This is a genomic window from Kribbella sandramycini, from assembly GCF_013131805.1.
Classification (GTDB): domain Bacteria; phylum Actinomycetota; class Actinomycetes; order Propionibacteriales; family Kribbellaceae; genus Kribbella; species Kribbella sandramycini.
The window spans coordinates 217,348-243,347 of sequence record NZ_JABJRC010000010.1 but is presented as its reverse complement, the minus strand read 5'-3'; the positions used below and the strand labels follow the sequence as shown (position 1 = coordinate 243,347).

Genomic DNA, 26,000 nt, shown 5'->3' with positions numbered 1-26,000 from the left:
CTAGGACTTCTTCGCAGCCGTCTTCTTGGCGGTGGTCTTCTTGGCCGCCGTCTTCTTCGTCGCCGTCTTCTTCGCAGCCGTCTTCTTGGCCGCGGTCTTCTTGGCCGCGGCCTTCTTCGCCGGCGCCTTCTTCGCGGTCTTCTTCACCGGCCCGCGAGCCCGCTTGTCGGCCAGCAGCTCGGCCGCGCGGAGCAGCGAGATCGACTCGATCGAGTCGTCCTTGCGCAGCGTCGCGTTGGTCTCCCCATCGGTGACGTACGGACCGAAGCGGCCCTCCTTCACCACCACCGGCTTACCGGACTCCGGGTCCTCGCCGAGCTCCTTGAGCGGCGGCGCGGCGGCCCGGCGACCACGCTGTTTCGGCTCCGAGTAGATCTTCAGCGCCTCTTCGAGGGTGATCTCGAACATCTGCTCCTCGGTCGCCAGCGACCGCGAGTCGGTGCCCTTCTTCAGGTACGGCCCGTAGCGCCCGTTCTGCGCGGTGATCTCGTCACCGGACTCCGGGTCCTTGCCGACCACCCGGGGCAGCGAGAGCAGCTTCATCGCGTCGTCGAGGTCGATGGTGTCCAGCTGCATCGACTTCAGCAGCGAGCCCGTCCGCGGTTTGGCGCCCTTCGGCGCGTCCTCCGGCAGCACCTCGGTCACGTACGGCCCGAACCGGCCCGCCTTGGCGACGACCTTCAGGCCGCTGTCCGGCGCGTTGCCCAGCTCGTGCTCGACGCCGGACGGCTGCTCCAGCAGCTCCAGCGCCTTCTCGACGGTCAGCTCGTCCGGCGGGAGGTCCTCCGGCACGTTGGCGCGCCGCTCGTCCTTGCCCTCGACGTACGGCCCGTAGCGCCCGACCCGGACGACGACGCCGCTGTCGGCGGCCCCGACCGGGAACGTCGACATCTCGCGGGCGTCGATATCGGCCAGATCGGTGACCATCGACTGCAGGCCCTCGGTGTCCTCGTCGCCGAAGTAGAACCGGCCGAGCACGCCCTCGCGCTGCAAGTTGCCCGCGGCAACTTCGTCGAGGATGTCCTCCATCGAGGCGGTGAAGGTGTAGTCGACCAGCCGGGTGAAGTGCTCCTCGAGCAGCCGGACGACGGCGAACGCCAGCCAGGCCGGCACCAGGGCGGTGCCCTTCTTGTACACGTACCCGCGGGCCTGGATGGTGCCGATGATCGAGGCGTACGTCGACGGCCGGCCGATCTCGCGCTCTTCGAGCTCACGGATCAGGGTGGCCTCGGTGAACCTCGCCGGCGGTTTGGTCTCGTGACCGGAGGCGAGCACCTCGATCGCGGGCAGCACGTCGCCCTCGGCGACATCCGGCAGCCGGGTCTCCTGGTCGTCCGTCCCGGCGGACGGGTCGTCCGCGCCCTCGACGTACGCCTTCAGGAAGCCGTGGAAGGTGATCACCCGGCCGGACGACGTGAAGTCGACCTTCTCGCCGGTGGACGCCGTCGCGTCGATCTTGATCGAGACGCTGTTCCCCGCGGCGTCCTTCATCTGGGACGCGATCGTGCGCATCCAGATCAGCTCGTAGAGCCGGAACTCCGCACCGGACAGGCCGGTCTGCGCCGGGGTCTGGAAGTGCTCGCCGGCCGGCCGGATCGCCTCGTGCGCCTCCTGGGCGTTCTTCACCTTGGAGGTGTAGACGCGCGGCTTGTCCGGCAGGTACGACGCGCCGTACAGCTCGCGGACCTGCGCCCGGGCCGCGGTGATCGCGGTGTCCGACAGCGTGACGCTGTCGGTACGCATATAGGTGATGTTGCCGTTCTCGTAGAGCCGCTGGGCGATCTGCATCGTCTGCGAGGCGGACATGCCGAGTTTGCGGCCGGCCTCCTGCTGCAGGGTCGTCGTCCGGAACGGCGCGTACGGCTTGCGGGTGTACGGCTTGGACTCGATCGAGCGGACCGTGAACTGCGAGTCGGCCAGCGCACTCGCCAGCGCCGTCGCGGTCGCCTCGTTCAGGTGGACGGTGTTCGCGCTCTTCAGCTCGCCGGTGGCGGCGAAGTCGCGGCCCTGGGCCACCCGGGCGCCGTCGACGGCGACCAGCCGGGACGGGAACTGCCGCGGCGTCCGGCTCTCACCGGCGTCGAGGGTGGCGTCCAGGTCCCAGTACGAGGCGCTGCGGAACGCGATCCGCTCCCGCTCGCGGTCGACCACCATCCGGATCGCGACCGACTGGACCCGGCCGGCCGACAGCTTCGGCATGACCTTCTTCCAGAGCACCGGCGAGACCTCGTAGCCGTACAGCCGGTCGAGGATGCGGCGCGCCTCCTGGGCGTCGACCAGCGACTCGTTGATGTCCCGGGCCGCGCCGACGGCGTCCTGGATCGCCTTCGGGGTGATCTCGTGGAAGACCATCCGCTTGACCGGGACCTTCGGCTTCAGCTCGTCCAGCAGGTGCCAGGCGATCGCCTCGCCCTCGCGGTCCTCATCGGTGGCCAGGAAGAGCTCGTCGGCGTCCTTGAGCAGATCCTTCAGCTTCCGGATCTGGGCCTTCTTGTCGGCCGGCACCACGTACAGCGGATCGAAGTGGTCCTCGATGTTCACGCCGAGCCGGGCCCATGGGAGTCCCTTGTACTTCGCCGGGATCTCGTCCGCGCCCTTCGGCAGGTCCCGGATGTGGCCGAAGCTGGACTCCACCACGTACCCGGACCCGAGGAAACCGGCGATCATCCGCGCCTTCTTCGGCGACTCGACGATCACCAGACGGGTTCCCGCCGTCGTCTTCGTCCCTGCTGCCCCTGCCACCGTGCTCCTTCCGCTCCTCGTTGTGGCCGTCAACGCCCGTGACCGGGTGTTGTGTTCCCCCGGCACGGCCGGTCCGTCCGAGGACAGAGTACGGCCGCCGACAACGGATTTCCTCCGCGCTCGTCAACGCACGGTAACCGGTCACCCGTCGGCCGACCCTCTCAGGGTTTCAGAAAGTATCCGAAAACCTCTGTTACCGCGCGTCGCAGGCCCTCAGAGGGTACGCCGCCGGGGTGCCGCGCTCCACGGACGTGGGATTCACCACTGAACGTGGACTTCGGGGAACTTCGGGGAGTTCTGCCGGAGCAGGGCGTCGGGACGGCGGCGCAGGGTGGTGTCGAAATAGGCCGCCAGGTACTCGCGCTGGGCGAGGATGCTGCGGCCGGGGTCGACCTGGCCGACCAGGGCCGTCATCACCGAGGTGATGATCGGGTCGTCGCCATAGATGTCGCGGAAGACCTGGTCGAAGACGAACTGGTAGTCGGTGAATGCCTTCTGCTTGGCGCCCTTCAGCGCCAGGTTGAGTTTGCCGCCCTTCTGGACGGCCCAGAAGGTCGCCCAGGACAGGTCGAAGGTGTCCTGCTTCGGGTCGGTGAACTGCGTCTCGTCCGAGGCCCAGAGCAGCAGCGGCCGGTCCATACCCTTGGTGGCGACCTCGGCGACCGGGCCGTTCCGGCGGTCGTCCTGGAGGGTGCCGTCCAGGTTGAGGCCGGTGCCGATCCGCTTGTCGGCGTACATCGCGGCGGCGGTCGCGTACCCGCCGAGGCCGATCCCGAACATGCCGACCCGGCGGACGTCGAGGCCGCCGGCCAGGCCCTTGGGCAGCTCGTTGTCCTTGGCGCCGACCTCGCGGCCGGCCGCGAGTTTCTCGAGTTGGTCGAGGACGAAGCGGGTGTCGGCGACGCGCGTCTCGACCGCCTGCCGGGTGAACAGCGGGTCGGGCAGCTGGGACGCCGGGACGCCGGGCAGGAAGCGGCCGCCGGGGAACTCGGTCGGCGTCTCGTGGGTGTGGTCCATCGCGACGACGACGTACCCCCGGCTGGCCAGGTCCTCGGCCTGCGCGGTGTTCACGAACCGGCTGTACTGATAGCCGGGCGAGAACAGCAGGATCGGGTGCTTGAGCTGCTGCATCGGCGCGTTCACCCGGCTGTGGGTCTCGGTGTTCGCGAAGTCGAAGGTGCCCTTCGGCAGCGCCAGCCCGTACTCACCCGTCCAGGAGTCGTCGACCTCGCGCGCGGTCCGCTCCGGCATGTACTTCGCCAGCTTCTTCGAGCCCATGATCGTCGCCGGGTACCAGAGCGTGATCATCAGCTCCCGCTGCCCACTCGGCATCCGCGGGTCCGGCCGCTTCTCGTCGATCAGATGAATCGACGTCGTCCCCAACGCCTTCCGCCCACTCGGCTCCGGCAACCGGAACTTCACCGGATGAAAATCCGGATCCTTCGGCGAAGCCGCAGCCGCAGTCGGCGCGGTAGGCGTGGTCGGCGCGGCAGGAGCGGTCTCCTCCAGATCCACCGGCACCGGCCCGGCCCAAGCCGGCGCCCCAACCCCGAACCCCACAGCCCCCGCAGCCAGCCCACCGGCAAGCAGCACCCGCCGCGCCAACGCCCGAGGGTGTTCCGGGCCCGCAGCCGCCCGGCCGTCGGCCAGTCGGGCAGCCGCGGCCGCCGCCGCCCGCCGGGCGGCGGGCATGCCGTCACGGCCGGGGGCGGCGGGACTGGTGTGGCTGTTGTGACTGGAGTTCGCCATGCGACTCATCGTCACCGGCTGTTTTCACCCTGTGATGGAGAGCTCGTTCCAACTTGATCTCGGCCCGACGTGGTGACAAGACGGGCGCAGTGCGCTTCACTGTGCACATCTTGTTCATAGATGCGTGAAGTGAGGCCAAGTGAGCATCTTTGTCCGCATGAAACGTTCAGTAGTCGCCATAGCCCTGGTCGCGGGCGCTTTGGTGAGCACTGGCGCCGCTGCCCAGGCCGAGCCCGCGGCCGCCGCGACCAGCCTCGGCGACGTCACCGGCTTCGCCGCCGACCGCGCGACGTACACGCTCAGCGCCGGTCCGGCGAAGGTCCGCGTGGTGTTCCTGAAGGACGACGTCTTCCGGCTCTGGCTCGCCCCGGACGGTCAGTTCACCGACCCGGCCAACACCGGCGAGGGCTCGAACATCGTCACCAAGACCGACTACGGCACGCCGCGCACGTCCTGGCGGGACCGCGGCAGCTACTACTCGCTCACGACCGGCGCGATCGAGGTCCGGGCGCAGAAGGCCCCGCTCAAGTTCTCGGTCTACCGCGGCAACCGCCTGATCCTCGCCGAGAGCGTTCCGCTGTCCTGGACCGACACCGCCACCACGCAGTCGCTCACCCGCGGCGCGAACGAGCAGTACTTCGGCGGCGGTATGCAGAACGGCCGCTTCTCGCACCGCGACCAGACGATCAAGATCGCCCGTGACTTCAACTGGGAGGACGGCGGCAACCCGAACGCGTCGCCGTACTACATGAGCACCGCGGGCTACGGCGTCCTGCGGAACACGTTCAGCCCGGGCAGCTACCGCTTCACCAGCCCGGCCGTCACCTCCCACGACGAGAAACGCTTCGACGCCTACTTCTTCATCGCCGACCTGAAGACCGCGCTCGACCGCTACACCGAGCTCAGCGGCCGGCCCTTCATGCCGCCGATCTACGGCCTCGAGTACGGCGACTCCGACTGCTACAACCGCGGTCACTACGCCAAGGACCCGGACCCGAGCAACGACTGGAAGGTGAACCCGGACAAGACCACCACCCTGGACGCCGTCAAGGTCGCCCAACGGTTCCGCGACGAGGACATGCCCGGCGGCTGGATGCTCGTCAACGACGACTACGGCTGCGGCTACTCCGACAACACCGAGTTCGAGCAGGTCGAAGGCACCTGGTGGGGCAAGCGGGAGATCCCGCCGCTCAAGCAGACCGGTGACGAGCTGCGTAAGCGCAACATCGAGATGGGCCTGTGGACGCAGTCCTCGCTGGACCGGCAGCCCGCGGAGGTCGGCGAGGCCGGCGTCCGCGTCCGGAAGCTGGACGTCGCCTGGGTCGGCCCGGGCTACCGGATGGCGCTGACCGCCTGCGACACCGCGCACGGCGGCATCGAGCAGCACAGCAATGCCCGCGGCTTCGCCTGGATGGTCGAGGGCTGGGCCGGCGCCCAGCGCTGCGCGGTGCAGTGGACCGGCGACCACAGCGGCTCACTGGACGCGATCAAGTGGCAGATCCCGGCGATCACCGGCTCCGGAAACTCCGGTATCGCTTACAGCGCGGGTGATGTGGACGGGATCTTCGGCGGCTCCGCGACGTCGTACGTGCGGGACATGCAGTGGAAGGTGTTCAACCCGGCCTTCATGACGATGTCGGGCTGGGCGACGCCGGCGATCAAGCAGCCGTGGGCGTACGGCGACCCGTACACCTCGATCAACCGCAAGTACCTGAAGCTGCGCGAGCGCCTGCTGCCGTACTTCTACACGTACGCCGCCGAGGCGCACCGCACCGGCGCACCGCTGAACCGGTCGCTGGTGCTCGAGTACCCCGACGACCCGAAGACCTGGGACGACACCACGAAGTACGAATTCCTTGCCGGTAAGGAGTTCCTGGTCGCGCCGATGTGGGGCGCGGACGAGGTCAAGAACGGGATCTACCTGCCCGCGGGCCGCTGGGTCGACTACTGGACCGGCCGCGTCTACCAGGGCCCGACGACGGTCAACGGCTACCACGCGCCGCTCGACACGCTCCCGCTGTTCGTGAAGGCGGGCGCCGTCGTACCGATGTGGAAGCCGGGGATCAACGCGGCCGCCGAGCACGGCTTCGGCGACCGGCTCACCGTCGACATCTACCCGCAGGGCAAGTCGTCGTTCACCTTGTTCGAGGACGACCGGGTGACGCGGGCTCGTCAGTCCGCTCAGCAGACCTTCGCCGTTGACGCCCCGACCAACGGGCGCGGTGATGTGACGGTTCGGATCGGGTCGCTGAACGGCTCGTACGCCGGTAAGCCGGCGGCTCGGCCGTACGAGCTGACTGTGCACACCGGCTCGGCGCCGCGGGTCGTCACCATCGACGGCCGGATCGTGAAGGGCTGGACGTACAAGGACGGCGTCGTCACGGTTCCGACCGCGTCCATCCCGACTTCGCGGAGCGCCGTCGTCCGGCTGTTCGGTACGTCGTCCGTCGGCGGGCCGGAGGTCGCTCGGACCTTCGGCACGCCTTCGCTCGAAGCGCCGGCGCTGTGGAACGCGCCTGGTCAGGCGACCGAGGTGACGGCGTCCTTCCGGAACGACACCGGCGACACGGTGCGGTCGGTGAACCTGGATCTGCAGCTGCCTGCTGGGTGGAGTGTGAGCGGCCCGAAGTCGTTCGCTTCGGTTCGGCCGGGGCAGACTGTCACCGCGAAACTTCAGGTGACGCCGGGCGCCGACGTCCAGCCGGCTTCGTTCACGTTGTCGCTGGCCGGGAAGTATGTTGCTCACGGCAAGCAGTACTCGAACACCGCGGTGGCGACGGCGCAGCTGCCGTACGGGTCGCTCTCGCAGGCGGCGAACACGGTCGGGATCACCGATGCTTCGACGTACGCAAAGGGGAACTTCGACGGGTCGGGTAACAGCTTCAACGGTGAGGCTCTGGCCGCGAACGGTTACAAGCCCGGCGCGACCGTCACCGTCCAGGACGCCAACTTCACCTGGCCGACCGGTGCCCCCGGGACGCCGAACCTGGTCAAGAACCAGACGGCGCCGATCCTCGTCTCGGGCACCGGCTCGCACCTGGCGCTGCTCGGCGCCGGGGCCAGCCTGAACGCCCGCGGCTCGGTCACCATCCTCTACACCGATGGCACGCAGTCCCAGGCGCCCTTCCAACTGCCCAACTGGTGTTGTCAGGACCCGACCACCGGCGGCGCCAAACTCGCCACCGCCGTCAAGGGCCGCTACACGCCCGCCGGTCTGGCCAACACCACCACCGACTACCGCGTCTTCTACACCGCCGTCCCCTTGACGGCCGGTAAGACCGTGAAGGCGATCAAACTCCCCGGCGGCGGCCTCGGCTTCTTCGCCGCCACCGTCGCCGACAAACCCCTCCCACCCGCACCGCGCGGCGAAGCCTGGGTCAGCGACCTGGAGTTCCTCGACTCCACCAACGGCTGGGGTCCGGTCGAACGCGACCGCAGCAACAACGAGGACGCCGCCGGCGACGGCAACCCCCTCACCCTGAACGGCGTCACCTATGCCAAAGGCCTGGGCACCCACGCCCCCTCGGTCGTCTCCGTCCGCCTCGGCGCCAACTGCCAAACCTTCACCGCCAAAGTAGGTGTCGACGACGAAATGGAAGACCGCGGCAAAGTCTCCTTCAAGGTGCTGACGGACGGCGTAGCCCGCTACACCTCGGACCTCCTCACCGGTGCCTCCCCCACCGCCACCGTCTCCGTCGACGTCACCAACGCCCAAACCCTCACCCTCCAAGTAACCGACGCCGGCGACGGCACCACCTCCGACCACGCCAACTGGGCCGAAGCCAAACTCACTTGCACCCCCTGACCCCACCCCCGCACCACCTCACCTGAGCCGAGGTGGTGCGGGCCGGTGGCCCCCGAGCCCGCCCCACCCCGGGGCGGGCTCTCGCCGTCTCCGACCCCATACCCCGCCGGGGCCGCCTCCCGCCTGCCCTCGGAGCGCTCCTCCCCCGCCCCGACGGCGGCCCTCGGCGTCCGTCCTTCACCGACTTCGAGTCGTCTTGGGTGATGGGAGGATGTGGGGGTGGAGCTGACGGGGAGTGTGGTGGACGGGCTGCGGGCTGCGTTCGAAGCGGCCAACTACAGCGTCGAAGGGGTTGCGACGCGGCTCGGCGTCCAGGCGAACGCGGCGCTAGCGCGGAACGAGACGACGCCGGCGTACGCGCGCACAGATAGTGGTGATGCGCTGGACACGATGATTCGGCTGTTCCTGCTGCAGCGGGAGGTACCGGAAGACCTTGCACACAGGGCGTTTCCGGGGGTGGACCTGGTCGCGCTGGGTATCGTCGGCGACGGCCGGGCGCGGGTTGACGTGCGGCCGTTCGCGGAGGACGAGCAGGCCTGGTGGGTGATTGCGGATCTGACGCCGGGGCTCGACGGGCGCCGGGAGAAGATGCGCGACGACTACGTGCTGGGCATCGCCCCGGCGAGTTTGAGCCTGGTGCACCTGACCGTCCCGATCAAGGCCGAGCGCGCCCTCGACGTCGGCACCGGCTGCGGCATCCAGTCCCTCCACCTGGCGAACCGCGTCAACCAGGTCGTCGCGACCGACGTCAACCCACGCGCCCTCGAGCTCGCCCGCGCAACCGCGGCCCTGAACCGGATCGACCTCGACGTTCGCAACGGCAGCCTGTACGAGCCGGTCGCGGGTGAACGATTCGACCTGATCGTGAGCAACCCGCCGTACGTGATCTCCCCGCCCGACTCCCAGCTCACCTACCGCGAAACGAGCTTCACCGGCGACAGCGTGGTCGCTCAGCTGGTCAGAAACGCACCACAACACCTCACCGACGGCGGCTGGCTCCAGCTGCTCGCCAACTGGACCTGTGTGCGCGGCGAAGACTGGCGAGACCGCATCGCCTCCTGGACCGGCGACCGGTCCGCCTGGGCCGTGCAGCGCGAGCAGCTCGACCCCTCCGAGTACGTCGAGCTCTGGCTCCGCGACGCCGGTCTGCACGGCACACCGGCGTACCAGACCCGGTACGACGCCTGGATGCGCTGGTTCGCCGATCAGAACGTCGAGGCGATCGGCATGGGCTGGATCAGCCTGCACAACGTCCCCGGCGAGCTCGAGGCCGAGGAGTGGCCGTACGAGATCGAGCGGCCGATCGGCCCGCACGTACTACACCGTTTCGAACGCCGTGAAGGTCTCCCGGCCGATCTGACCGCGCTCCACCTAGTAGTCGCGGACGACGTCATCCAGGAGACCACCGGTCAGCCCGGCGCCGAGGACCCGGCCACCATCGTGCTGCGCCGCCAGCGTGGCATGCGGCGCGCCGAACAGGTCGACACCGTGCTGGCCGGCTTCGTCGGCGCCTGCGACGGCGACCTCAGCGTCGGCCAGATCCTCGCCGCGCTGGCCGACCTCCTCGACCGCCCAGCCGTCGACGTCCTCACGGAGTACCTTCCGCAGATCAGAAGCCTTGTGGTGGAAGGCTTCCTGGACTACTGACGACGGCGCCGCTTCTCGGCGTACATGCGCTGGTCGGCGACTGTGAGCAGCTCGCCGACCGGCGTCCCGTCCAGACTGCTCGCCTGCCCGACGCTGAGCCGCAGCAGCGCGAACCACGGGTCAGCAGCCGCCTGCGCGAACCGCTCAGCCGCAGTCTTGATCCGCTCGACCAGCTCGCGCGCACCGCGCTCATCCGGGTTGTCAAGGACAACGACGAACTCGTCACCACCCGCACGGGCCACGACGTCCTCAGCACGGCTCTGCTCACGCAGCAACTGCCCGACCCGCCGCAGCACCTCGTCACCGCACGCGTGCCCGTAGCTGTCGTTGATGACCTTCAGATTGTCGACGTCGATCGCCACCACGGCGATCGACCGGCCGCCGTCGTGTGCCAGCGACATGCGCTCGTCCAGCGCACGTCGATTGCCCACACCGGTCAGCGGATCCTCCCGGGCGGCCCGCCACTCGGCGTCGTGCCGGATCGAGAGCTCGTGGTTCGCCAGCGCTGTCTGGACGGCGTACAGACCACGCAGCCGCTCAGCCCACCAGCCGCGCGAGATCGCCCGCGCGTACTGCAGGCCGGTCACCGCACCGACATCCCCAGCCTCAGCAGCGATTTGTACGGCGGTGTGCCGCACCAATGCCTCCACCGGCGGATCGGAGGTCGGGGGCAGGTCACTGCCGGCCCGCTGCGCTGCCTCGACCGCATCATCGAGCCGACCGACTGCGCCGTACGCGCGGGCCAGATAGGTGCCTGCGATCGCGGCCAGCTCCAGATCGCCCAGCTTGGCCAGCTGGTCCCGGCAGTCCTTCAGAATGACAGCTGCCTCGGCGGCGTCCGTCTCGTCGTTACTCGCGGCCAGCCACATCCGGCCGGCGATCGGCCAATATCCGAGCAGATCGGCCTCGACGATCACTTCGACCGCGGCTCCGGCCCAGCGGTGCGCGGCCTGCCGGCGTTCGCGAATCTCCTCGGCGTACGACGTGTCGCCCAGCCGCTCGAGCTCGTGCGCCCACCGCAGGTTGGACTCGGCGAGGTTGAGCCGGTTGATCGCGGGCGCTTCGGCCAGCCCGAGTGGGACGTGGTCGCCCTCGGCCGCGAGCTCGAAGTGCGGGATGCACAGCTCGTACAGCCGGAGCAGGTCGTAGGCGTAGCCGAGACCGGTGTGCGCCCAGCCGGCCAGCCCACGGTCGAGCGTGCGGGACAGCGCATTCTCGGCAGCGACCAGGTCGGCGACCGAGTCACCGCCCTCGCCGGTGCGGATCAGCGTGACGATCCGGATGGCGATCGCATTCGCCTCCCAGCCCGGCTCGTCGATCGCCCGCGCGACCCGGATACAGCCGTCGACGGCATCCAGCGCCTCGACCGCGTCAGTCGCGTGGTGTGCCGCGACGGCACGCACGTACTCCGCGGCGGCCCGCTCCGGGCTCGGCTCCTGGCCGAGCTCAACCAGCAAACGATTGATTTCGAGGGCGGCCTCGGCCGGACTCCCCGACTGCGCCCTGGTCATCGCCGCCGCGATCCGCGCCGTCACCCCCGACGTCTCGCGCACCCATCTCCCTTTCCCAACCTCAATTGCGCCGGCTCACCTGCGCCGGCGCTTGTCGTCGTACAACCGCCGGTCGGCCGTCGCGACCAACTGATCCACGCCGACGCCTTCCGCCGTGGCGGCGTAGCCGATGCTCAGGCCCAGCCGCCGCAACCACGGCTTGCCGGTGGTCGCGGCCACCTTCGCCACCGCGAGCCGGATCCGCTCGGCCAGCTGGGCGCCGCCTTTGGCATCCGGCTGATCGAGTACGACGAAGAACTCGTCACCGCCCGATCGAATCACGGCGTCGGTCGCTCGCGCCTGTTCTACCAGCAGATTGGCCACAACCTGCAGCAATTCGTCCCCACAGGCGTGCCCGTGGGTGTCGTTGACCACCTTCAGGTCGTCGACATCGATGGCCAGCAAGGTGACCGCGCGCCCGGAGTCCCGCGCGGCGGCCAGCCGCTCGGCCATCGCGCGCCGATTTCCCACGCCGGTCAAGGCGTCCTGGCGCGCGGCGTGCCACTGTGCGTCGTGGCGCGCGGAGAGATCGTGGCTGGCAAGCGCATGCCGGACGGCGTTCAGCGCACGCTGGCGCTCCTTCCACCAGCCGCGGGACACCGAGCGCGCATACTCCAACCCGGCAAGGGATCCCGGCTCGTCACTCGCCGCCGAGATCTCCGAGCGCACCTGCAGCACCAGCACATGCGTCGACGGATCGGCCAGCGGAATCAGGTCCGCCGCGGCTCGATCCGCGGCCGCGCGCGCGGCCGCCAGATCACCCTTAGCGGCCAGCGCCCGCGCCAGATAGGCACCCGCGATGGCGAGACGCTCGGTCTCGCCCAGCTTGCTGATCTCGTCGCGCAACTCGGCCAGATCCGCGGCTGCCTTGGCCGGATCGAGCTCGATCGCCGCCGCAGCCAGCCACAGCCGGGCCGTCAACCGCCAGAACTCCTGGCTCTCGTCGTCCACGATCACCAGCTCGGCTTCCCGCGCCCAGTACGCCGCCGATGCCAGCCGCTCTCGGATCTCGCTTGTATACAAGGGATCCCCGAGCCGCTCCAACTCGTGCGCCCAGCGCAGGTGCGTCTCCGCCAGGTTCAACCGGTCGATCGCCGTCGACTCCGCGAGCTCGAACACGTCGTCCTCGAGCTCGGCCGCCCGCTCGTAATGCGGGATGCACAACTCGAACAACCGCAGTACGTCGTACGCGTATCCCAACCCGGTATGCGCCCACGCCACCAGCCCGGCATCCGTCGTCCGGCTCAGCGCGAACTCGGCCGCCACCAGATCGCTGACCGTATCCCCACCCCGCCCACTCCGGGCCAGGTTGATGATCCGGATCGGCAGCGCGTTGGCCTCCCACCCAGGCTCCTCAATCGCCTTGGCAACCCCCACCAAAGCCTCGACCGCGCGCAGCGCCTCATCCGCATCACTCGCGTGATGCGCAGCCACTCCCCGCACATACTCCACCGCAGCCAACTCATAACTGGCCACCCCACCCAGAACCCCGCGCAGCGCCTCCACCTCAACCGCCGCACTCGCATGCCCACCCGACTGAGCCAACGTCATCGCAGCAGCAATCCGGGCAGCCACCTCCCCCGCCATAGCCACCTCACCCATGACCGCCAATTGTCACCACCCACCCCACCCCTGTCACCCCCCAGTCACGAAAACTTACAGAGCGTGAACAAACAAAAGAAGTCTTCCCCCGCGCCGACTACGCCCGCTCCTCCGTCGCGTGCTACGCGCCGCACCCACCCGCCCAGCCCTCAGCCTGCATCTGCGCCCGTCCGCTGTTCCAGCACGCTGCAGCATCCGAGCAACTGACCGGCGCGTGCACCTGGGGTTCGGGAGACTGGGTGGGTGGATGACTGGGAGCGGTTTTTGACTGTGGCGCCTTGGTTCGTTAAGCGGGGGCAGTCGGTGGCGGTGGGGGAGACGCGGGCTTGGGGGCGGGGTGAGGTGGCTGGGTTGGCTCGATTGTCGGAGTTGTTGGGGCGGGCTCGAGTTACGGCGGTGGAGGTGGGTGGGACGAAGTACGAGCTGTTGGGGTGGGGGACGGGGGACGCGCGGCGGGGGTGGTTGACGGAGCCGGCGCATTCGGCGTGGCCTGAGGGTCTTGACCCTTTGCACGTGGCGTTTGCGGGGGTTTGCGGTGGGGTGGTCGAGCGGTTCGGGGAGCCGGAGTCGAGGTGGCTGAATCACAATGAGGTGTTGACGGCCGGGGCGACGCGGCTTGCGGTGGGACAGGTGCTCGCGGATTACGGGTGGATCTGGGAGCGGGCGGGGATCGGGGTGCCGATCGATGGTGAGGCCTATTACGTGGTTGGCGTCGAGGCGAACGGGAATCTGACCCTGGCACCGCGGGCGGGTGGGCGGTTGTTGTTGTTCGCGCCGGACCACAGCTTCGACGACGTCACGCCGTTGGAGGGGTGTCCGCCGTACTCGCTCTACACGTTCGACGGTGTACCGGATCTCGGGAGCTGGATCGAGGACGCGGCCGAAAGTTGGCTGCGGGGCTAGCCGAGGAGCCGACGGAAGAGGGCGGCGGTTTCGGGGACGGGGGCGCCGGCGTTGGTGAGGGAGAGCGTGAGGTGGTGCGTTCCGTCGAGAGAGTGGTAGCTCCAGGTTTCGTAGCCGAAGATGCCGCCGGTGTGGCCCCAGAGGTCGACCTCGGCGAGGACTATGCGGAAGAGGCCGGGGCCAACCGATTCGGCAGACGCGTCGGGGGCGGTGGGGACGGTGGTGAGGAGGGCTTGCTGCTCGGTCTCGCGCAGTAAGGCACCGGAGAGAAGCGCGGTGTAGAAGGTGTTGAGGTCGCGGGCGGTGGAGACCAGCGCGCCGGCGGCCCAGGCCTGGGAGACGTTGACGTCGGCCGTGTCGACCAGGTCGTCGCCGACCGCGAGGTAGGCGTGGGCGTGCGGCTCGGGAAGTGCGGTGGTGTCGCCGGGGAGGTAGGTCTGCTTGAGGTCGAGCGGCTGAAGGATGCGCGCCTCGACCTCGGCTTCGTAACTGCGCCCAGTCGCGGCTTCGATGATCAGGCCGAGCAGCGTGTAGTTGGTGTTCGAGTACGACCACGCCGTACCGGGTTTGAAGACCACTGGGTACTGGACGGCGATGTCCACCGCGCGCGCCGGATCCCAATGCACATAGCGATCCCGGACGATGCCGGCAGTGTCAGGCAGGTCGTTGACGTAGTTGTACAACCCACTGGTGTGGTTGAGCAGATGCAGCAACGTGATGCCCGCACCGGTCGGAATCATCCCCGGCAACCACCGCTCCACCGAGTCGCCCAACCCCAGCACGCCCTCCCCGACCAACTGCAGCACAACAGTCGCGGTGAACGTCTTCGTAATGCTCCCAACCCGGAAACACCCCTCCGGGTCAACCGCCCGCCCCGTCCCCACCTCAGCCACCCCCGCCGAGCCGGACCACTCCCCCTCGCCATCCCTGTAATGCAACAAAACCCCAGCCGCACCACCAGAAATCAGCGAGTCGAGAACCGCCTGCAAGCGCACCATCAGGTCATTCTGCCCGCCGCCACCGGTCAGTCAGCTCCTCGACGGTTGGCGGGGGCCCCGGGAGGGGCGGGGGTTGGGCGGAGGGGCGGTGCATCGCCTCCAGCATGAGGGCTAGGTAGCGGTGGCGGAGTTGGGTGGTGCGGTGGTCGTCGCCGAGGCGGATGGAGGTGAGTTGTTCGAGGATGACGGCGAAGTCCTCGACGACGATGCCGTCGCGGAAGTGGGGTTGGGTGCGGGCGTAGATGGCGCGGTCGAGGGATTCGGCGCGGACGGCGGCCTCGTACAGCTCGGGGGTGGGGGTGAAGGTGCCGGCCAGGCGGGCGGTGAGGGAGTTGGTGTCGGCGTCGACGAGGGCGGCCATGAAGGCGGTGAAGGCGACCCAGGGGTCGCGGTCGTCGGCGAGGGCCTTCTCGGATTCGGCGATGTAGCGGTCGAGGCCGTCGCCGCAGAGTTTGCGGAGCAGCTCCTCCTTGCTGGCGTAGCGGCGGTAGAGCGCGCTGATGCCGACGCCGGCATGTTCGGCGACCGCGGAGATCGGCGCACCGGGATCGGCGATGAAGACCGCCCGGGCCGCGGCCAGGATCACTTCGTCGTTTCGGGCCGCCTGCGCCTTACGGCCACTCAGTGCTGCTGTCATGTCACCCAGATTAGCACTTGAACGGAATGATCCGTTCCGCTAAAGTTTGGAACAGAACAGTTCGTTCCGTTTGAAACTGGAGCCGAAGATGACCGCAGTCGCAGCACTTCCCCGCAGCACCGCCACCGCCGCGCCCCGGCGGCTCCGCAAGCGCTGGCTGGCCTTCTCCGCCGTCATGACCGCGGCCGTCATGGACCTGCTCGACTCGACCGTGATGAACGTCGCGGCCCCGGCGATCCGGGCCGACCTCGGCGGCTCCTACGCCAGCCTGCAGTGGATGGCGGCCGGGTACACGATGGCGCTGGCCGTGCTGCTGCTGGTCGGCGGCCGCCTGGGCGACCTGGTCGGCCGGAAGAACGCGCTGCTGATCGGCGTCGCCGGCTTCACCGTGATGTCGCTGCTCTGCGGCCTCGCGATCTCGCCCGAGATGCTGATCGCCTCCCGGGTCCTGCAGGGCGCGTTCGCCGCGGTGATGCTGCCCCAGGGCTTCGGTCTGGTCCGCGACCTGTTCGAACCCGACGAGCGGACGAAGGCCTTCGGGTTCTTCGGCCCGATCATGGGCCTGAGCGCGGTGCTCGGCCCGATCATCGGCGGCACGCTGCTCGACCTGAACCTGTTCGGCACCGGCTGGCGCTCGATCTTCCTGGTCAACATCCCGGTCGGCATCTTCACCTTCGTCGTCGCCGCCAAGCACCTGCCGAACACCAAGCCCGCCGCCAACAAGGTCTCGCTCGACGTCACCGGCCTGCTGATCGCCACCGCCGGCCTGGTCGCCCTGGTCTACCCGCTGGTCCAGGGTCACGAGATCGGCTGGCCGCTGTGGTCGAAGCTGCTGCTGGTCGCGTCGCTGCCCATCCTCGCGATCTTCGGCGTTCACCAGGCCCGTCGCTCCGGCCGCGGTCTCACCTCGCTGATCGAGCCCCGGCTGCTGAAGAGCCGCCCGTACCTGTCCGGCGTGTTCTTCGCGGTGGTCTTCTTCGGCGCGATGGCCGGCACCTTCGTCCTCGGGATGTTCCTGCAGGTCGGCCTCGGCTACACCCCGATCCACGCCAGCCTGGCGATGGCGCCCTGGGCCCTCGGCGCGCTGGTCGGCTCGGCGATCTCCGGGATGACGATGCAGAAGTTCGGCCGCAAGCTGCTGCACATCGGCCTCGCCCTGATGGCACTCGGCCTCGCCGGAACGTACGCCGTCCTCAGCCTCACCGGCCTGAACGTCAGCCAGTGGGACATCGCGATCCCCACCCTGTTCGGCGGGATCGGGATGGGCATGGTCTTCGTCCCGCTCTTCGACATCATCCTGAGCGGCGTCCGGGACGACGAGGTCGGCTCCGCGACCGGGATGCTCGGCTCGTTCGAGCAGGTCGGCATCGCACTCGGCATCGCGGTCATCGGCACGATCTTCATGGGTAAGGTCTCGCACGCGGACGCCGCCCACCGGGCCCTGAACGCCCTCGACGGCACCCAGACCGCCCTGCTCGCCACGATCGGCGGGATCGCCCTCGCCTTCGCCGCCGGCTTCCTGCTCCCGAAGTCGGCCCGCGCGGGCATCGAGCACTAGCCACACAACCAAGCCGCCGCTCCCCGGCATCCGGGGAGCGGCGGCTTCAGTGCGTGTTCAGCCGGCGGCTTGGCGGGTGCCGACGGCGTGCAGGTGGACGGGCAGCGTCTCGACGCCGTACACGATCGAGAACTCGCGGAAGCGGAGCTGCTCCTCGGGGACGGCGAGGGCCAGATCGGGGAAGCGATGCGCCAGCGCGGTGAACGCGGCCCGCAGCTCCATCCGGGCCAGCTCGGCCCCGACGCAGCGGTGCATCCCGTGTCCGAAAGCAAGGTGCGCGGCCGGTGCGGCCCGGCGCGGGTAGAAGTCCTCGGCATCCAATCCGAAAACCTGCTTGTCCCGATCGGCGCCGGACAGCGAGACCGCAACCAGATCGCCCTTCTTGACCTGTTTGCCGAACAGCTCCTGATCGTGCCTCGCAAACCGCGGGAACGCGACCTGGACGACGGCCAGATAGCGCAACAGCTCTTCGACGATGACGTCGACCGCGCCCGGCTCGGTCCGGATCCGCTCGAAGTGCTCGGGGTTGCGCAGCAGCACCAGCGTGCCGAGGGCGAGCATGCTGGCCGAGGTCTCGTAGCCGCCGAGGAAGACGCCGTCCGCAAGACCACCGAGCTCGATGTCGTCGATCTCGTCCCCCTGCGTGCGGATGATCGAGCCGATCAGCCCGTCCCCCGGATTCGTGCGCTGTTTGCGGACGATCTCGAACAGGAACTCGCGCGACTCACTGGCCGAACCGAATACCCCGATCCCGCCGCCGGACAGGTCGAACCGGGCCGGGCCGAGCGCGCGGAACCGATCGCGGTCCTGCTCCTCGACGCCGAGCAGATCGGCGATCAGCAGGAACGGCACGTTGAACGAGAAGTCGGCGACGATATCGGCGACCGGCCCTTTGGCCTCCATCAGATCCAGCTGGTCGTTGACGATCTTCTCGATCGCCGGCTCCAGCCGGGCCAGCCGGCGTTTGGTGAACTCCGGGGTGAGCAGCTTGCGCAACCGGGTGTGGTCCGGCGGATCGGTGAACCCCAGCCCGCCGATCCCTTCGGACGGCCGGTTCGGGTCCGAGCCGACCATCGGCCGGATGTCGTTGCTGAAGTTCGTCGTATCGGCGAGGACCGCCTTCGCCTCGGCATGCCCGGTCACCAGCCAGACGGTCAGGCCGAACAGGTGCGCCAGCCGGTGCACGGGATCAGTCTCCCGGGCCTCCCCCAGCGCGGGCACCGGGTCCAGCCCGTGCCTGCGCAGCGGCATCGAGACCTGGGGCGGGAACATCCGCATCTTCGACAGGTTGAGCCCACCTTTACCGGTGGTCCTGCTCAAGATCCGGTTGCCCACCCATTTCTTCAGGTATGTCGCAACCATGACTTCCACGCGCCCTCTCTGCCCTGCCTGCCCCCGACGGCTTTCGTCAACCAAAAGTTAACGTCGCCGAGGACCAGAATCTGATGGTGTTGGCACTACTTCAGGTAGTGGCGTTGGCACCACCATGGGAGGGGACCACGGTCGTGTCCTACTGACACTGTCACGGCGCCGGCGCCGCATCCACAGGTATCAACCTGTACCGGTCCCGGGCCCGCGCCCGAGCCGATCTCGGGGACGAACCAGGGAAAACACCGCCGAAAGTCGGATGCGCGAACCGCCCCACGGCTGTTGTGCTGAACGTGCCCCCGGCCCCCATCAACCCAGGGTAGCCTTACCCGGCTCAGAAATACGTGCGATTCACCACCGCGACAACATCGGCCAGCTTTGTCTTGACCTGCTCGCGATACGGGGCCTGGGCAACTTTCCCGTTCGGCAGCCGGACGCCGCGATCGACCAGCAGGTAGAGCGCGCGCAACGTCCGCAGGGTGTTCGTCGTCAGCGGACTGATCACTTCGGTCGGCAACACCAGCCCCGCGTACGCCGGATCCAGCCAACCGATCGCGTCGACTTCGGTCAGCTCGGGCCGGGTCAGCGTCAGCGCGAGCGCGTAGCTCAGCCGGTCGTCCTCCATGTCCCGCAGCACGTACGTCGTCGGCGTCAACAGCCGGCCGATCCCGAGCCGGAGCATCTCCACCGGCTCGACCGCCGGATGCAGCCCGAACGTGCCGAGCAGATCGGCGCCGTGCGCGACCGCGTGCAGCCAGCCGAGGTCGGCGTCCTGACCGCGCAGGTCGGTCTCGCCGACGTACCAGCGTTCGAACGGCGGCACCCACCGCGCCTCGTAGGCGCCGGCCGACACGATGCAGTCCAGGATCAGCGGCGCGAACGTCCGGGCCTGGATCTCGGCGTCGCCGAAGCGCTCGACCATCTGATCGCCCAGCGCGACCAGCTCGTCCGCGGACAGCACGTCGCGCCCGATCCAGGTCGCGAGGACGGCGTACGCCTGACCGTCGCGGACCAGCGGATCCGGCGAGCGCAGCAGCTCCGACAACTCCGCGACCAGCTCGGGTAACGGCCGGTCGGCCGGGACGGCGAAGTCGTCGGCGCGCACCCGCGCCCAATCAGTCATGCGCGGAAGGTTAACGCAGAAGCAAACGGCCCGTGGAACGTGAGTTCCACGGGCCGTCACGCGGCCAGGACCCCTCAGCCCGGCCGGGCTTTTCTGTTACGCGTCGCGCTTGCTCGCGGAGAACAAGGCGATCGCCATCAACGCCACCGCCCAGGCGGCGAAGTAGAGCAGCGCCCACCCCGGAGTCAGCGCGTACTGCGACGGGCCGCCGGCGCCTTCGATACCGAAGTCCTGGCCCTGGTTCAGGAAGGACGCGGCGTTCTGGAACGGCGACCAGCGCGACATGTCGTCGCCGACCTTGGGGATCAGGTTCAGCAGGTTCTCGACCAGCAGCGGCCACAGGATCAGGATCGCGATCGCACCGGCGCTCTGCCGGATCAGGATGCCGATCGCCACCGCGATGACCGCGGACAGCGCGAACACGATGCCCTGGCCGGCCAGCAGCCGCCATTCCGCACCGGTGTCGATGGCCAGGTCCGAGCCGCCGCCGAACACATTACCGATACCCCACGCGCCGAACGACGCGATCAGGCCGACCAGCGCCGACAGCACGGCGACCACGGTGGTCTTACCGAGCAGCAGGGCCGCCCGCTGAGGCACCGCCTGGAAGCTGGTCCGGATGGTGCCGAAGCGGTACTCGGTGGTGACCGCGAGAGCCGCCATCACCATCATCACCATCTGACTGAGCTGAGCGCCACCCTGGGTCAGACCGATGGTGACCTGTCCCTCGGTGAACGCGGAGGCCAGCGCCGCCAGTCCGAGCGTCAGCACGGCGGCGACGATCATGCACCACCACGGTGAGCGGGTGGAGAAGAGCTTGATCCGCTCGACAGTGATCACCGACATGTCAGTTGTCCTCCTTCGGCCCCGCGGCCACCTCGGCGCCCGACGGGGCCTCGAGGTTCACGTGCGTCACCGCGGCGACGTCGTCCTGTGCGTGGTACTGGACCGAGTCACCGGTCATCTGCATGAACGCCGCCTCCAGCGAGCCGCGCTGCAGGCTCAGCTCGTGCAGCACGATGCCGTGCGCGGCGGCGGCCTCACCGACCTGGTCGGTGGTCAGGTCGCCCTCGACGAACAGGACCTTGCCCTGCTCCCCGACGTCCTCGATCCGGGTCTTGAGCTGCTGGCCCTGCAGGACGGCGGCCAGCTTGTCGAGCTCCGGCGTCCGGACCTTGACCGTGGTGCCGCTGGCGCGGTCGACGAACTCCTGGGTGGAGCTCTGGGCGATCAGCCGGCCGCGGCCGATGACGACCAGCTCCTCGGCGGTGAGCGCCATCTCGGACAGCAGGTGGCTGGAGACCAGGACCGTCCGGCCCTCGTCGGCCAGCCGGTGCATGAAGTTACGGATCCAGACGATGCCCTCGGGGTCGAGACCGTTCACCGGCTCGTCGAAGAGCAGGACGCCCGGGTCGCCGAGCAGGGCGCCGGCGATGCCGAGCCGCTGCGACATACCGAGCGAGAAGGCGCCGGCCCGCTTGTTGGCGACCGACGTCAGGCCGACCATCTCCAGCGCGCGGTCGACACTCGACTTCGGCAGCTTGTTGGACGCCGCCATCCACATCAGGTGGGCGCGGGCGGACCGGTTCGGGTGCACCCATTTGGCGTCGAGCAGCGCGCCGACCTTGGTCAGCGGCTGGTGCAGGTCCCGGTAGCGCTGCCCGTCGATCGTGACGGTACCGGAGGTCGGGGTGTCCAGGCCGAGGATCATCCGCATGGTGGTGGACTTGCCGGCCCCGTTCGGGCCCAGGAAGCCGGTCACCTTGCCGGGTTTCACCTCGAACGACAGGTTGTCAACGGCAACGGTTGCGCCGTATCGCTTGGTGAGGCCTTGTGCCTCGATCATCGCCGTACTCCTCGTTCGGGGACGCGCCAGTAAAGTGCGGGCGGCTGTGTCCGTCTCAGTATCGTGGGACGGACCGCCGTAATCATCGAACCCGGGGCGGATCCGGTGTGTCCACCCGTGGGTTGATTCTGGCGAACGAGCGGCGAGAGCTGTATCGGTTGAACCCCTGACCCGGACCCCGAGCACCCCCGAGAGTGGTAGTCACTCCCAGATGGGTCAGTCCAGCGGTTCGCCGTACAGCACCAGGTTGTGGCTGTACTTCTTCGCCTTGTGGTCGTAGCTGCCGGTGCAGGTGACCAGGGCCAGCCGCGGCTTCATCGCGCCGTTGAACAGGTCCGGCGGGAGGTTGTCCTGCTTGTACGTACGCCGCGCGACGATGCGGTACCAGTGCTGCTCGCCCGCGCCGTCGGTCACTGCGACCCGCGCGTCCATCGGCACCTTCTCCAGCTGCGCGAACACGCCACGGCCGGCGGCCGTGTCCACATGTCCGGCGAGCAGCACAGTGCCGCCTTGAGCGCCCGGTGCGGCGCCTGCCGCCCACCAGCCCACGTCGCCCTTGGTCGGCACCTCCAGCCGCCCGTCCCCGGCGGTGGCGACCGCCTGCACCTTCACGTCCATCAGACCGGGCACCTTCAACTGAACTGGAGGTACGGCAGCTTCCCGCGCCTGCGGCCCGGCTGCCGCCTGCGGGACCGAGCCGGTGTCGCGGACCGTCCCGCCGAACATCATCACCAGACCGGCCGCCAGCGCGCCGATGCCGAGCAGGCGGCGGCGGACCGATACCGACTTGCCGACGAGCAGGAGCAGCAGACCGAGGACGACCAGGCCGAGCGCGGCCCGGGTGCGCGTTTCCTTGGCGTCGGCGACCATGCCGCCGGTGCCGGTGTCCACGGACGGCGGCCGGACCTGGGCCTTGCACTGGCCGGGGCCGACCAGCCGCAGATCCATCTCGACCACCGGTTTGGCGCCGTTGGCCACCGCCTCGACAGCCGGCGAGGCCTCCTTCGGGGCGTCACCGGCGATCAGTTTCAGGTAGTCCTGGTGCAACTGCCGCTGGAAGCTCATCCAGGCGGCGTCGTACCCGTCCTTACCGGATTTCGCGGCCAGCGTGATCAGTTGGCGGCGCTCGTCGGTCGAGACCGTGGTCGGGAGCTCCAGGTCGACGCGGGCGGCGACGACGGTCTCCTGGGCGGCGAGTTTCAGGTGGTCGCGCTCCAGCTGGGCCGCGACTTTGCGGATACAGGGCGTGCTGCCCTGGGTGACCGCGGTCCGGGCGGCCGCGATGATCGTCAGGTTGAGCTGGTGCGCGGGCGCGAGATAGGCGCCGTCCGCGGGCGTGGCGGCGCTCGCCGGCTGGGTCGCGCCGAGCACGCCGGCCGCGACGAGCAGCAGCGCAGCCGGTACCCGCAGTAGTTTCACCCCTCAACCGTAAATGGCGAACGGCCCGCCGGACAGTCTGTCCGGCGGGCCGTTCACTGTGGTACGGCGTCGTTACGCGGCGACGTTCGTCTCCGCCGGGGTGTCGGCGATGACCGACTCCCGCCGCTTGGAGATGACTACGGCCACGGCCAGCACGACCACGGCGGCGACGGCGATGCCGATCCGCAGCGGCGTGTTGGTGTCGCTGCCGATGGCCGACAGGCCGACGACGGCCGGTGCGATCAGCACGGAGACCAGGTTCATCACCTTGATCAGCGGGTTGATGGCCGGGCCGGCGGTGTCCTTGAACGGGTCGCCGACGGTGTCACCGATGATGGTGGCCTCGTGCGCGGGCGAGCCCTTGCCGCCGTGGTTACCGTCCTCGACCAGCTTCTTGGCGTTGTCCCACGCGCCACCGGAGTTGGCCAGGAAGACCGCCATCAGCGTACCGGCGCCGATCGCGCCGGCCAGGTAGCCGGCCAGGGCCCCGGCGCCGAGGCCGAAGCCGACGGCGATCGGAGCGGTCAGCGCCAGCAGACCCGGGGTCGCCAGCTCACGCAGCGAGTCCTTGGTGCAGATGTCGACGACCTTGCCGTACTCCGGCTTGCCGGTGCCCTCCATGATCCCGGGGATGTCGCGGAACTGGCGGCGAACCTCGTAGACCACGGCGCCGGCGGCGCGGCCGACGGCGTTGACGGCAAGCCCGGAGAACATGAACACGACGGCCGCACCGAGGATCAGACCGACCAGCGTGCCCGGGTTGAAGACCAGCGCGTCGGCCTCGAACTTGGCGTAGTTCTCCGCCAGCGAGGACCGGATCGCGTCGGTGTAGGAGCCGAACAGCGCGGTCGCCGCCAGTACGGCGGTGGCGATCGCGATGCCCTTGGTGATGGCCTTGGTGGTGTTGCCGACGGCGTCCAGCTCGGTGAGGATCTGGGCCGCTTCGCCGTCCACGTCACCGGACATCTCGGCGATGCCCTGCGCGTTGTCGGAGACCGGGCCGAAGGTGTCCATCGCGACGATGACGCCGACGGTGGTCAGCAGACCGCAGCCGGCCAGCGCGATCGCGAACAGCGCGACGACACCGGAGCCACCCACCAGGAAGGCGCCGTACACGGCCGCGGCGATCACGACCGCGGTGTAGACGGCGGACTCGAAGCCGACCGAGATACCGGACAGGATGACCGTGGCCGCACCGGTCAGCGACGTCTTGCCGACGTCCTGGACGGGCTTGTCCTCGGTACCGGTGTAGTAGCCGGTCAGCGCCAGGATGACGGCGGCCAGCACGATACCGATCAGCACCGAGACGGTCGCGATGATCCGCGGGTCGCCGTCGTAGCCGGCGATCGGGGTCCCGGCGGCGCCGGTCAGGTCGGCGAAGCTGCTCGGCAGGTAGGCGAAGGCCGCCACCGCGCAGAGCACACCGGAGATCACCGCGGAGATGTAGAACGCGCGGTTGATCGTGCGCAGGCCGTTCTCGTTGCTCCGCGGCCGGGTCAGGAAGACGCCGATGACGGCGGTGATGGTGCCGATGGCCGGCACGATCAGCGGGAACACCAGGCCCTGCTCGCCGAAGGCGGCCTTACCCAGGATCAGCGACGCCACCAGCATGACGGCGTACGACTCGAACAGGTCCGCGGCCATACCGGCGCAGTCACCCACGTTGTCACCGACGTTGTCGGCGATCGTCGCGGCGTTCCGGGGGTCGTCCTCGGGGATGTTCTGCTCGACCTTGCCGACCAGGTCGGCGCCGACGTCGGCGGCCTTGGTGAAGATACCGCCGCCGACTCGCATGAACATCGCGAGCATCGCGGCGCCGAAGCCGAAGCCCTCGAGCACGGTCGGAGCGTCGCCCTTGAAGAGGAACACCACCAGCGCCGCGCCGAGCAGACCCAGACCGACGGTGAACATGCCGACCGTGCCGCCGGTGCGGAACGCGACCCGCATGGCCGGCTCGCGGCCTTCGTCCCGGGCCGCCGCGGCGACCCGGACGTTGGCGCGCGTCGCGAGCCACATGCCCAGGTAGCCGATCAGCGCGGAGAAGCCCGCGCCGACCAGGAAGAAGACGGAGCGAAAGATCTTCAGCGTGGTCTCGTTGCCGCCGTCGGTGTGCGCGGGCAGCAGGAACAGCAGCAGGAACGCCACCACGGCAAAGATCGACAACGTCCGGAACTGCCGGTTCAAGAAGGCCGCTGCGCCCTCCTGGACCGCACCGGCGATCGTCTTCATGTTCTCGGTGCCATCGTTCGCGGCAAGCACCTGGTTCCGGAAGACCATCGCGATCGCGACCGCGAGGATCGCGATCACGCCAACGACGATCACCAGAGTGGTGTTGCTCGACGAAAGATCCACCGCTTGTGGTGCAAGCAGCGCGGACATCCGTCCTCCTTGTAGGCAACCCATCCAGGCTTGACGGCCCCCGTCTGCCGCAACCGAAGGGTTGGGGAAAATAGCAAACAGCGCCAAGGACTTGGCGCGGTGGGTCACTCTAACGGCTAACCGACCAGACCTGACGACAGGGTGGTCTACGCCATACCGCGAAGTTCAGGCGGAAGGGTCACCGAGCGTGCCGACGGGGACACGTTTTCGCTTGTGGTGAAGGCCTCAGATCGCCGACGCGACATCGGGGTGGATGTCGAAGACCTTGGTCAGGCCGGTGATCCGGAAGATCTTCAGCAGCCGCTCCTGGGTGCAGACCAGGGACAGCGAACCGTCGTGGGTGCGGACCCGTTTCAGCCCGCCGACCAGGACGCCGAGGCCGGTGGAATCCAGGAACTCCACGCGATCCAGGTCGAGGACGAGGTCGTAGACGCCGTCGTCGACCAGGGCGGCGATCTTCTCCCGCAGCTTCGGCGCGGTGTAGACGTCGATCTCCCCCGCCACCTCGATGACGGTCCGCCCGCCCTCGGCGCGCGCGGTCAGCGACAGATCCACTTCGGCCTCCGATCCCGTGAACTGCTGCATTCAACCATGTACGGACCGTGAGTAGGACCGTTCCCGAAAACTCTTTCATCTCGTGATGCAGAAAGTCGATCCCGTCCCGAAAATGCCGC

17 protein-coding genes are annotated in these 26,000 nt (G+C 68.9%); 4 read left to right on the top strand and 13 right to left on the bottom strand.

Annotated elements, in window-relative coordinates; genetic code table 11:
- Window positions 1-2,742 carry a type I DNA topoisomerase gene (gene topA / locus HPO96_RS33130; RefSeq protein ID WP_171678339.1) on the bottom strand — a complete coding sequence of 914 codons (2,742 nt, stop codon included), beginning with the start codon at window positions 2,740-2,742 and terminating at the stop codon, window positions 1-3.
- A gap of 258 nt (window positions 2,743-3,000) precedes the next feature.
- Entirely contained in the window at window positions 3,001-4,491 is a 1,491-nt protein-coding gene (locus tag HPO96_RS33125) for an alpha/beta hydrolase family protein (RefSeq protein WP_171678338.1), read from the bottom strand.
- Between the two features lie 157 nt (window positions 4,492-4,648).
- Between HPO96_RS33125 and HPO96_RS33120 the strand changes: the two genes are divergently transcribed.
- Together HPO96_RS33120 and HPO96_RS33115 are read left to right on the top strand one after the other, a co-directional pair.
- Window positions 4,649-8,296, top strand: coding sequence for an NPCBM/NEW2 domain-containing protein (locus HPO96_RS33120; protein ID WP_171678337.1), 3,648 nt, complete (start codon window positions 4,649-4,651; stop codon window positions 8,294-8,296).
- Between the two features lie 219 nt (window positions 8,297-8,515).
- Window positions 8,516-9,943: a DUF7059 domain-containing protein gene (locus HPO96_RS33115; RefSeq protein WP_171678336.1), complete on the top strand. Its 1,428-nt coding sequence runs from the start codon at window positions 8,516-8,518 to the stop codon at window positions 9,941-9,943.
- Here HPO96_RS33115 and HPO96_RS33110 read toward each other — a convergent pair.
- Both HPO96_RS33110 and HPO96_RS39345 read right to left on the bottom strand, forming a co-directional pair.
- Window positions 9,937-11,496, bottom strand: coding sequence for a GGDEF domain-containing protein (locus HPO96_RS33110; protein WP_337796912.1), 1,560 nt, complete (start codon window positions 11,494-11,496; stop codon window positions 9,937-9,939). The two genes, HPO96_RS33115 and HPO96_RS33110, sit on opposite strands and share 7 nt — an antisense overlap.
- Window positions 11,497-11,529: 33 nt before the next feature.
- On the bottom strand, window positions 11,530-13,095 hold the full coding sequence (locus tag HPO96_RS39345; protein ID WP_272954762.1) for a GGDEF domain-containing protein: 1,566 nt from the start codon (window positions 13,093-13,095) through the stop codon (window positions 11,530-11,532).
- Between the two features lie 594 nt (window positions 13,096-13,689).
- Between HPO96_RS39345 and HPO96_RS33100 the strand changes: the two genes are divergently transcribed.
- Window positions 13,690-13,998, top strand: a complete 309-nt coding sequence (locus HPO96_RS33100) for a hypothetical protein (RefSeq protein ID WP_171678335.1) — start codon at window positions 13,690-13,692, stop codon at window positions 13,996-13,998.
- Here the strand turns inward: HPO96_RS33100 and HPO96_RS33095 are convergent.
- Window positions 13,995-14,996: a serine hydrolase domain-containing protein gene (locus tag HPO96_RS33095; RefSeq protein WP_171678334.1), complete on the bottom strand. Its 1,002-nt coding sequence runs from the start codon at window positions 14,994-14,996 to the stop codon at window positions 13,995-13,997. The genes HPO96_RS33100 and HPO96_RS33095 overlap by 4 nt on opposite strands.
- Before the next feature lie 4 nt (window positions 14,997-15,000).
- On the bottom strand, window positions 15,001-15,633 hold the full coding sequence (locus tag HPO96_RS33090) for a TetR/AcrR family transcriptional regulator (RefSeq protein WP_171678333.1): 633 nt from the start codon (window positions 15,631-15,633) through the stop codon (window positions 15,001-15,003).
- An 88-nt stretch (window positions 15,634-15,721) separates the two neighbouring features.
- Here HPO96_RS33090 and HPO96_RS33085 point away from each other — a divergent pair, with 88 nt between their 5' ends.
- Window positions 15,722-17,191 (top strand): MFS transporter, encoded by a 1,470-nt coding sequence (locus HPO96_RS33085; protein WP_171678332.1) that lies wholly within the window; start codon window positions 15,722-15,724, stop codon window positions 17,189-17,191.
- Between the two features lie 57 nt (window positions 17,192-17,248).
- On the opposite strand, the gene HPO96_RS33080 is transcribed toward HPO96_RS33085, so the two are convergent.
- The 7 genes from HPO96_RS33080 to HPO96_RS33050 form a co-directional block, all read right to left on the bottom strand.
- Complete coding sequence (locus HPO96_RS33080; protein WP_202886726.1) at window positions 17,249-18,553, bottom strand: cytochrome P450; 1,305 nt, start codon at window positions 18,551-18,553, stop codon at window positions 17,249-17,251.
- A gap of 340 nt (window positions 18,554-18,893) precedes the next feature.
- A complete protein-coding gene (locus HPO96_RS33075; RefSeq protein WP_171678330.1) occupies window positions 18,894-19,682 on the bottom strand; it encodes a DUF2785 domain-containing protein in 789 nt (262 codons plus the stop codon).
- Window positions 19,683-19,778: 96 nt separating this feature from the next.
- Complete coding sequence (locus tag HPO96_RS33070) at window positions 19,779-20,528, bottom strand: hypothetical protein (protein ID WP_171678329.1); 750 nt, start codon at window positions 20,526-20,528, stop codon at window positions 19,779-19,781.
- A gap of 1 nt (window position 20,529) precedes the next feature.
- Window positions 20,530-21,528 carry an ABC transporter ATP-binding protein gene (locus HPO96_RS33065; RefSeq protein WP_171678328.1) on the bottom strand — a complete coding sequence of 333 codons (999 nt, stop codon included), beginning with the start codon at window positions 21,526-21,528 and terminating at the stop codon, window positions 20,530-20,532.
- 216 nt (window positions 21,529-21,744) lie between these two features.
- The gene (locus tag HPO96_RS33060) at window positions 21,745-22,947 is read right to left on the bottom strand and encodes a DUF4142 domain-containing protein (protein WP_171678327.1); all 1,203 of its coding nucleotides are present in this window, start codon (window positions 22,945-22,947) and stop codon (window positions 21,745-21,747) included.
- Between the two features lie 72 nt (window positions 22,948-23,019).
- Window positions 23,020-25,326 (bottom strand): sodium-translocating pyrophosphatase, encoded by a 2,307-nt coding sequence (locus HPO96_RS33055; RefSeq protein WP_171678326.1) that lies wholly within the window; start codon window positions 25,324-25,326, stop codon window positions 23,020-23,022.
- 225 nt (window positions 25,327-25,551) lie between these two features.
- Window positions 25,552-25,911, bottom strand: a complete 360-nt coding sequence (locus tag HPO96_RS33050) for an STAS domain-containing protein (RefSeq protein ID WP_202886698.1) — start codon at window positions 25,909-25,911, stop codon at window positions 25,552-25,554.
- Window positions 25,912-26,000: the final 89 nt, after the last annotated feature.